This window comes from Trinickia sp., assembly GCF_051961175.1.
Classification (GTDB): domain Bacteria; phylum Pseudomonadota; class Gammaproteobacteria; order Burkholderiales; family Burkholderiaceae; genus Trinickia.
In genome coordinates this window covers 1-9,566 of sequence record NZ_JBQCDN010000372.1, presented here as the reverse complement: position 1 = coordinate 9,566, position 9,566 = coordinate 1, and the positions used below count along the sequence as shown (strand labels likewise).

Genomic DNA, 9,566 nt, shown 5'->3' with positions numbered 1-9,566 from the left:
CGTGACGAGAGCCGTGCCGCGAACGACGATCCAATGCTCGGCGCGATGATGGTGCAGTTGCAACGAAAGCTGCGCGCCCGCTTCGACGACGATGTGCTTGACCTGAAAGCGCTCGCCCTTGTCGATCGAGTCGTAGCATCCCCACGGCCGCTGCACCTTGCGATGCGCATCGACTTCCGGGCCTTGCTGATCGGCGATTCGTCCGACGATACGCTTGACGTCCTGCACACGCGACCGGTCGACGACGAGCACGGCATCCGCTGTCTCTACCACCACGAGATCCGACACCCCGACGCAAGTCACGAGCCTGCTCTCTGCGCGGACGTAGCAATTGCTCGCGTCTTCCATCAATACGCGGCCCGATGCGACGTTGCCGCTCTCGTCCTTACCGAGTACGTCCCACACCGAATCCCACGAGCCGAGATCGGACCACTCGGCTTCGAGCGGCACGACCACGCCTTCGACATCGCCGCCGCGCGCGAGGTTTTCCATCACGGCGTAGTCGATCGAATCCGACGGGACGTTCTCGAACAACGCTTCGTGCGGCTTGTAGCCCGCTGCGCTATCCTGTCCGGCCTCATAGGCCGCCGAGCATGCCGAGTAGGTCTCGGGTTGCATCTGCTGCAAAGTGGAGAGCCACACACTGGCGCGCAGCACGAAGATGCCGCTGTTCCAGAAGTACTTGCCCGAAGCCAGGTACGAACGGGCAACTTCGACAGGAGGTTTTTCGACAAAGCGCGCAATCTTGCGTGCCGTGCCATCGACGTCCTCGCCCGGTTCGATATAGCCGTAGCCCGTCTCCGCACGCGTTGGACGAATGCCGAGCGTCACGATCGCACCGCGCTCGGCGTGACGCGTGGCGGCGGCGACCGCACGCTGGAAGGCCGCCACGTCGCCGATCAAGTGATCGGCCGGCATCACGACGAGCACGGCGTCACCGCCGTCTTCGAGCGCATGGAGTGCCGCGAGCGATAGCGCAGGCGCCGTATTGCGCCCACTGGGTTCAATGATGAAGCGTGCGCGTGTGCCCAGTTGCTCCAACTGCTGAGCACTGATGGCGCGGTGTTCGGCGCCGCATACGATGATCGGCGATTCATCCAGCGCAAGCTCGACGTCAGCGAGCTTGCGCAGCCGCTGGACCGTCATTTGCAGCAATGATCCCGCCCCCAGCACGTCCACGAGCTGCTTCGGAAAATGTTTGCGCGAGAGCGGCCATAACCGTGTGCCCGAACCGCCCGCGAGCACGACTGCTCGTGTTCGCAGCGCTGCTTGCCCGGCCAGCGTATGCGGCGTACGCAACTGCGTCGCCGCACCGGTCGTACGCGGCCTCTCCCTGGTTTCAACAGGAGTACCCATCAGCTTGTTCTCCTAGTGTGTGCAGAACCATGAGGCAGCCGGTAGACCTTGCGTAGACGACCACGCGCCTACCGCTGCGATTCATGTTGCTGTGAAGCATAGCGAGACAACCTGATGCGAAATCCCGATGGTCGCAAAATCCCGAGGTGTTGGCGGTTTTAGTTGAAGCCGGACAAACATTACGAATGCCCAAACGCTTAATATCGGTAAATGACAGATCGGTGCAATTATGCGGATCGCCAATCTTTCCGATTAATCCGCCAACTTTTTACCGAACGCTGCCCTACAAGGCCGACAGACCCGGCCCCGGCCACCCCGAGGGGGTGCATAAAAAAAAGGTGAGTTTGTAAAAAACTTTAACAAAAATATAAAAAATACTACAGCGAATAACTTTTCGGGAGACGACCCCCTGCGCCAAATACACGTCGTTTTCGGCCAGCTTTTTCTACAATAATCGACGTGGCATCATGATGATTACGATGATGCACTGCAACACCCTATGTGTGTTCACCATGCGGAGGAGAGCTTCGTGGATCGCGCCACTGTACTTACTTCACCGACTTCGCCGCTCGTCATGCGCAGAGAGATGACCTCGCTCGCCGACGCGCGCCATATCGGGATCCTGATCTTCGATGGTCACTGCCTGTTTACGACGGGTGTGATCAGCGAAGTCTTTCAACTGGCCAACGCACTGATGCGCTTCTCGAGCGACCAGCCCCCCTATCGGGTGTCGTTGCTTTCCAAGCTCGGTGGCCCCGTCACGAGTTCGTCATCGATCGCTGTGATGACGCAGCGGCTCGACGCCTATTCGGTCGGCGATTTCCATGCGTTATACGTCGCGAGCAACGACGTTCGTGTGACATCGGGCTTCGACGTGCAGCTCGCGCGTTGGCTGTCCGGCACGAATCAGGCCGTCCACGACGCGGGTGGCCATCACGCGTCGGCGTTCGGCGTCGATATCGGCACTCGCGTGCGCCCGAGCGTGCCCGTCTTCTGGATCGGTTCCGGCTCGATGCCCGCATGGGCGCTCAATCAAAAAGCCGCGCAGATGGCGCTGACGCAGATCGCGTCGGACCATGGCGAGGACATGTCGCTTCGGATCGCCAGCAGCTTGCCGCCTTCCGTGGGCGAAGTCGTGAAGACCCGCAGCGAAACGCCCAGCTTGAACACCACCGTCGACAAGATTCACGAGTCGACGCGCTGGATGCGCGAGAACTTCGGCGGCGACATCTCCGTATCCGATGCGGCGGCGGTGGCCGCCATGAGCGTGCGCAACTACCTTCGCCGCTTCAAGAGCGAATTCGGTGTCACGCCGCTCGAGTACCTGATGCAACTCAGATTCGAAGCAATCTGCGCGATGCTCGTGGGCACCAAGCTGCCCGTCGACAAGATCGCGCGCCGTTGCGGCATGGGCAACGGCGACCGTCTCGGGCGGCTGTTTCGCAAGCGATATGGCGTCTCACCTACTGTCTATCGCAAGCATGCGTTGAGTCAGTAGGCATGGAGGCGAAACGCCGACGATCAACGGTTGGGAGTAAAGAAATGCGAGGACTGCAAGACCTTTGGGCGCGGGTATTCGATGTCGGCATGATTGTGCTGGGCGCCCTCATTGCATCGCGGCTGCGATTCGCAGACGTTGCCGACGGACGTCTGTATTGGGCCTATGTCGCCTTTTCGGCCACCTTATCGCTGCTCGTGTTCCCCACGTTCGGCGTCTACGAATCCTGGCGCGGCCGCTCCAAGCGCGCGCTGATCCGGCAAGTCGCCTTTGCCTGGGGTGCCGTGCAAGTCGCCGCGATGGCGCTGATGTTTTCGTTGCACATGGTCAATCTCGTCTCGCGCTTGTGGTTCGGCTATTGGACCGTGTTGTCGGGCCTGGGCATGATCGCGGGCCGCATCTGGATGCACGCCTTGCTTGCGCGGATGCGGACGGCGGGGATGAACTTGCACCAAGTGGCAATCGCAGGATGCGGCAGCCACTGCGACGACATCATTCGAAAGATCGAAACAGCCCCCACGACCGGCTTTCGCGCCACGGCCATCTACAACATCAAGCCGGGCGCGGCACCGCTGGCGCATCCGGAAATCCCTGTCTTCGACGAACATGAATCGTTCGCCGCGTTCGTGCGCGAGCACGAACTGGACGAGGTGTGGCTCGCGCTGCCGCTCACCGAGGAAGCCGCCATTCTGAAGCTCGTCAACGAATTCCGTAACGATCTTTTGAATATCCGCTTCATGCCGGATGTGCGCACGCTGTCGCTGTTCGAAGGCAGTGTCACCGATATGTTGGGGCTGCCGACGATCAATCTGATCGCGTCGCCCGTTCCTCCCAGTGCGCTGATCAAGAAGGATCTGTTCGATCGCTTGTTCGCGGCTGCCGCGCTACTGGCGTTGGCGCCCGTGATGATCGCGATCGCGATCGCCGTCAAACTCAGTTCGAGTGGCCCCGTGTTCTTCAAGCAGCGCCGTAAGGGCGTGGATGGCCGCGTCTTCACGATCTACAAATTCCGTTCGATGCGCGTGCACGAGCAAAAGGCAGGCGTGGTCGAACAGGCCAAGCGAGGCGATCCACGCGTCACACGCGTGGGCGCATTCCTTCGCCGCACCAGCCTGGATGAACTGCCGCAGTTCATCAACGTGCTGCGCGGCGAGATGTCGGTGGTCGGGCCCCGTCCGCATGCGATCGAGCACGACAACCTTTATCAGCCGATCGTTCAGGGCTACATCCATCGATACCGCATCAAACCGGGCATCACGGGCTGGGCGCAAGTGAACGGCTTCCGGGGTGAAACGGAGCGAGTGGAGAAGATGGAGCAGCGCGTCGCCCACGATCTCTATTACCTGCGCAACTGGTCGTTCCGGCTCGACATGAGGATCATCCTCGCGACGATCTTCAAAGGCCTGCGCCACACGAACGCTTATTGATGCATGGAGTGCCAACAATGAAAACGACAGTACAAGAGCTTGCCCTGACGATCGATCCGACGCGCTCGAGCACCGCGAAGACACGCACGACGGCCCTCGCCGTGCTCTCGACGCTGCTGGCCGCCTGTTCGATCGTTCCGGGCCAGCATATGGAGACGCCCCCTACCTTGGCCGTTTCGTCAGCGCCCGATGGGACCGTACAGCAGTCACAGCAGATTCCCATCCAGGCGATCGATCTGAATCTGATCAACCAGATGCGCGCCGGTGCAGCCCAGATGCAGCAGGCGAACCAGCTCGACTTGTTCTCCAAGCCCGCCCCGTACAAGCTGGGCCCCGGCGACGTGCTGCAAGTGACGGTTTGGGACCACCCCGAGCTCGCGGCCGCGCTCGGACAACAGGTGCAAAACAGCAAGCCCTCGGATCCGACCCAGGGCTTTGTGATCGACGACCAGGGCAATCTCAGCTTCCCGTATCTATCGCATCCGATTCACGCAGCCGGGAAAACGATCGGTGAGGTCCAGCGCGAAGTTCGGAGAGATTTGGGCCGGGAATTCCGCGAGCCGCAAGTCACGGTTCGCGTGGCGTCGTACCGCTCGGCGCAGGTCTATGTCGACGGAGAGGTCCGCACACCGGGCGGACAGGCGTTCAACGATATCCCGATGACCCTGACCGAAGCGATCAATCGTGCAGGCGGTTTCTCACAGAACGCAGACCGGGCGCATTTGACGCTGACCCGCAACGGCACTTCGTATCCGATCGATCTGACGCAGTTGGTGGCGGCCGGCAAGAATCCGCAAGACATTATGCTCAAGCCGGGCGATATGCTGCGCGTCACCGGGCGCGATCAGAACCAGGCCTATGTGATGGGCGAAGTGAACAAACCCACCGCCGCCACGCCGACACCCGACGGCACGCTCACGCTCGCCGATGCACTGAGCCAGGCGGGATTCATCAATCAGGGCACCGCGAACCCGAGGCAGCTTTACGTGATTCGCGAGCAGGACGGCAAGCCGCTGGTGTATCACCTCGACTCGGCGTCTCCCGTTTCGATGCTGCTGGCCAATCAATTCGATCTGCATCCGAAGGACGTCGTCTACGTCGACAACGGCCCGCTCGTCCGCTTCAACCGCGTGCTGAGCCTGTTGTTGCCGGCGATCAACGCCGGCTTGACCGCCGCGATCGTCACGAAGTAAGTGGAGGACGAGCGAGCGTGGCTTACGTTTCACTGATCGCGCTGATCTTCAGCGTCACGAATTTTGTGCCGGTCAGCGCGATCGGCTTCGCGCCCATGCTGCTATGCGGGTGGCGGTTCTTCGGACGCCGCTATCCCGCCTTCGTGGCGCCGCTCGCGATCTTTGGCGCGTTCGCCATCCTGTCGACGCTTTATTACAATCCCGAATCGTTCCTCGAGTTCGATTTTTATCGGCACGACGGGAATTTTTTCGTTTCGTACGCGCCGATCCTGGCGGGGTGTGTCTATGTGCACCGCTGGGACTTGAATAAAGTGTTGCGGCGCTTTTACTGTTTCGCCGTCCTCATCAACGTGCCCTTTTATCTTTGGTACGTGGCACAGAACGGCTTGCTGACCATCTTTCGTCATCCGTCGGACACGTTCGGCAGCTACTTCATTGCGCGCAATGCGGCCGGCGGCTTCCTTGCCATCTTGCTGTGTCTGGGCATTGCCTGCTATTCGATAAAGCGCAATCGTTCGATGCTTGCGCTCATGGCCGCGAACGCGCTGATGCTGTTCTCGACGTATAGCCGCGGGTCCATGCTGGGTATTCTCGTGCTCTTGCCGTACGTCGTGTTCGGCCGCAAACGCTGGATGCTCGCCACGATGATCGCGGGGATCATCGCCGCCTCGCTCGCGATCGCGGCTTTACACACGCATGGCTCGACCGACTACATGGGCTATCAGTTCAGCATCGAAAACGCCGATGAAAAGGTCGCTAACCTCGATATCCGCTACGAATGGCTGTGGCCGCGCGCCCTCGCCTATTTCAGGCAAAGCCCGATCATCGGGATGGGCTTTGGGTCGTTCGACGATCAGATTTCGCTCGTGGTCAATTACTTCGGGCTGTTCGGGCGAGCGATCGGTATCTCGGCCAATCACTCCGATTCGCACGCGCACAACTCGTATCTGAACCTCCTTGCGGAGACGGGCATCGTCGGGTTGATGCTGATGCTGACGTTTTATTGGCGCCTTGTCTCCTGGTGTCAGCGAGGCGCTTGGGCCTCGATGCGCGAGGGCGGCCGCAATTTCATCGCGTTCCGGTTCATCGAGCTTGCATCGGTTTGCCTGCTTGTGATGTCGGCCACCGAACACCGCTTGACCACCCCCTCCAACATGCTGCCGATCGCGCTCGTCATTTCGCTGCTCCTCGCGTCGCGTTCTCGGGTAACGTACCCGGCGTTCATGCGCCGGCCCAAGCCCGGCGCGCCGCCGCGCGCACCGGTGCCCGTGCGCGGGCGCGGGCGCGGTCCGCGCATCGCGGCCGCGCCGGGGGCCACGCCCGGCCGCTGACCCCCACCGCGAGCCCCGCGCGCCAACGACAAGGCCCGAAGCCTCGACGCGATGCGTCAGGGCTCCGGGCCTGCGTCGTTTTCCGGTAGGTTGCCGCCCCGGAATGGATCGACCGGCGATCAGGTGTCCGGATTGCTGTTGACGAACGATTGGAACGAACCGTACGTCGGCTGAATCGGCGTCAGGTTATCGAGCACGATGCCGTACGTGTAGTCGCCGCTCGTCAATTCGTAATACATGACCGACTGAATGCCCTGCGTCTTGCGCGCCGCGTAGAACTCGCCGAGCTGCTGCGTCACGTAGCTGGCACGGGCCGTTTCGTTTTGCTCGGGGGCCAGGTTCCATTCGGTGATCATGAACGGAACGCCGTAGCGCGCCTTGCAGTACGACGGCAAGTTGAAGCCGGGGCCAGCCCCATCCGTGCCGACGTTGAAGATATCGCCGTAGGGCGAGTAGTTATGCCACGTCGTGATGTCCCAGCGCACGGTGGAATGGCCGCCCGAACCGTCCGGCTGGATGCCGTCCCAAAGCATATCCGAGGCGGCGACGTCCGCCACGCAGAAGTTCACGCCCACCTTGGCACCCGGCTGCACCGATTTGATGCCGTCGATCATCCCGCGAATCGCCCCGCGCATGAGCGGCCAGTTTGCGTTATTGAAGTCTGCGTTGTTCGTGCCGGCCGTCGCGGAATTAAGGATGATGGCGGGGTCCCGGGTGAGCTCGTTGCCGCACTCGTACATCGTCACGCCGTAAGGTGCCAACGCCGTCGCAATCGCTGCCGAACCGGAAAACGACGCGCTGTAGGCGGCCGATTCGCTCGTGTAGAGCGTACCGTTGGAATCACGCAGGCCGTAATCGAGGAGCGGAAAGAGCGTCATGTGCGCCGATTGAAAGGCCCGCGCCAACGCAACGAGCGAGTTCATCTGCGATGACGTATTCACGCAGCCCACGCGATACGTCGTGCAGCCGAGCGCTTGCAGCGCCGTGACGACTTGCGTCGGCGTGAACGGATAATCGTAGTGGCCGTTGATCCCGTAGAACGAGCCCGCTGTCGCGGCCAGATTGATACGCGGATCGCGGCACGGCTTCCACGTGTTCATCCACGTCTTCACATAGAACTGCCCGCCGGTACCCGCCTGGTAGATCATGCCGCCGTACCAGAGCAGCAGGCTCACATTGTAGGAGTACGGATCCTTTACGCCGTTCTTGTAGATGTAGCCGTTCGAGAGCGTGTACTGGTTGCTCTGCTTATCGATGATGTAGGAGGCCGGCGGGATGGCCGTACCGTCCGCCGAGGTGCCGCCCAGGCGCGGATCGAGACACTGCACCCAGGTGGTGCCCGTGTACTGGTAGAACGCCTTGCTCGTATTTTCTTGATAGACCGAACCGCCGTACCACAACAGCATGATGACGTTGTACGAGTTCGGATCCTTCACGCCATTCTTATAGATGTAGCCGTTCGACAGTGTCCAAACGTTTGCGCCGTTGTCCACGATAGAAGTGGCCGATGGCGAGGTCGTGCCGTTCGGCGAAGCCGTCGACGTCGCGGCCGTACTCGCGTTGGCCAGCGCATTGGTGTTGCCTCCCGCATTCGTCGCGCTACCGCCGCTTGCGCCGCCACCGCCGCCGCAGGCGACCAGAACGTAGCTGCTTGCCGCTGCCGTCAGGCAGCCGAGGAATTGACGTCGTTTCATGTTGCGGGTCTCTTCGCGTTCAGCCGAAAAATAGTTAGGAGTCCTAATGACATCCCACACGGTCGAGCCACAACCTGAGCATTGCTTAGCGGGAAGCCCTGCTGCGTTCGAGCCCTCTTCGAAACCTGTTTCTCGTTCGAGGAACCGCGGCCGCAACTCGTTGACGCGCAGTATGGGCGAACGGACCTGGTGGCGAAATCAGCCTAGGAGGAAGATCACGTAGGGGGACTGCGGAACCTGTAGGATTCAACCGACATGACACCCGCCGATGCAGTAAGCGGTCAGACTTGCCGATGTGTGTATTTTCGTATGTTTTTGTTACTGATTGGCGACCAACTATTACCGATACCACACAGGGGAATGCCCTAGTTCTCGAATTTTATTTGTAGGAATTTCCGAAGCTGAGCGGAAGTTTGTGAATGATGCGGAAACATTTTAATTAAAAGAAATCGACCCTATATTACGGGCCGTGTTGGCCGCCAAATGACGATTTCGGTCGCTTCAGACAGGCAACGCTCGCAAGCCGATCGGAGTTCCCTCGCTTGCCCCGTTTACCATCATCCAGGCTGGCGGACGCCGGGATTTGCGCCAAAACTCCTGCTCAATACGCCAGATTAGGGACCGAACGCGCGAAGCCCGGTACGCTTGCTTGTTGTGGCGCAATGCGCTCTTTGCAGGCAGCACGATGAAGCTACTGAAGGCATTCACACGATACGTATTCATGAGTCTCGGCAATGCGATGCCAATCTACGGCCCCTTTAATCGCATGCGTCCGACGCTCTTTCGCAAGGCAGGCATGGCGATCGGCAAAGGTGTGACGATCATCGGCCCGCTGAGCGTCGAGTTGAGCTTGAACGAAGAAACGATCCGCGGCATTTCGATAGGCGACCGCGCTTACTTGAATGCCGAAACGCGGCTGGCCTGCCGCAACAGCAAGATCTCGATCGGGGCCGACGTGCAGATCGGGCCTCGCGTTTCGTTCGAGACGGCGACGCATGACATTATTTTTTCGCCCGATGCCGGGCGCGGCCTCGATCATCAAGAAATTTGCGTGGAAGACAAGGTTT

Annotated in this window: 7 protein-coding genes; 5 read left to right on the top strand and 2 right to left on the bottom strand. The window is 60.5% G+C overall.

The genetic code is table 11. The features are described 5' to 3' along the window. Positions 1 to 1,356: mannose-1-phosphate guanylyltransferase/mannose-6-phosphate isomerase (locus ACTHL0_RS21360; protein ID WP_440568900.1), on the bottom strand; the 1,356-nt coding region annotated here is incomplete at its 3' end. A gap of 529 nt (positions 1,357 to 1,885) precedes the next feature. Here ACTHL0_RS21360 and ACTHL0_RS21355 point away from each other — a divergent pair. Genes ACTHL0_RS21355 through ACTHL0_RS21340 form a run of 4 tightly spaced genes read left to right on the top strand, consistent with a single transcriptional unit; the run spans position 1,886 to position 6,805 of the window. Next, positions 1,886 to 2,854, top strand: coding sequence for a helix-turn-helix domain-containing protein (locus ACTHL0_RS21355; protein ID WP_440568899.1), 969 nt, complete (start codon positions 1,886 to 1,888; stop codon positions 2,852 to 2,854). A 44-nt stretch (positions 2,855 to 2,898) separates the two neighbouring features. Then, the gene (locus ACTHL0_RS21350) at positions 2,899 to 4,281 is read left to right on the top strand and encodes an undecaprenyl-phosphate glucose phosphotransferase (RefSeq protein WP_440568898.1); all 1,383 of its coding nucleotides are present in this window, start codon (positions 2,899 to 2,901) and stop codon (positions 4,279 to 4,281) included. 17 nt (positions 4,282 to 4,298) lie between these two features. Continuing rightward, positions 4,299 to 5,474, top strand: coding sequence for a polysaccharide biosynthesis/export family protein (locus tag ACTHL0_RS21345; protein WP_440568897.1), 1,176 nt, complete (start codon positions 4,299 to 4,301; stop codon positions 5,472 to 5,474). A gap of 17 nt (positions 5,475 to 5,491) precedes the next feature. Beyond that, positions 5,492 to 6,805: an O-antigen ligase family protein gene (locus tag ACTHL0_RS21340; protein WP_440568896.1), complete on the top strand. Its 1,314-nt coding sequence runs from the start codon at positions 5,492 to 5,494 to the stop codon at positions 6,803 to 6,805. 119 nt (positions 6,806 to 6,924) lie between these two features. Here the strand turns inward: ACTHL0_RS21340 and ACTHL0_RS21335 are convergent, their stop codons facing one another. Then, a complete protein-coding gene (locus ACTHL0_RS21335; RefSeq protein ID WP_440568895.1) occupies positions 6,925 to 8,499 on the bottom strand; it encodes a hypothetical protein in 1,575 nt (524 codons plus the stop codon). Between the two features lie 685 nt (positions 8,500 to 9,184). Between ACTHL0_RS21335 and ACTHL0_RS21330 the strand changes: the two genes are divergently transcribed. Next, positions 9,185 to 9,566 (top strand): acyltransferase (locus ACTHL0_RS21330; RefSeq protein ID WP_440568894.1); only part of this gene is annotated, 382 nt, incomplete at its 3' end.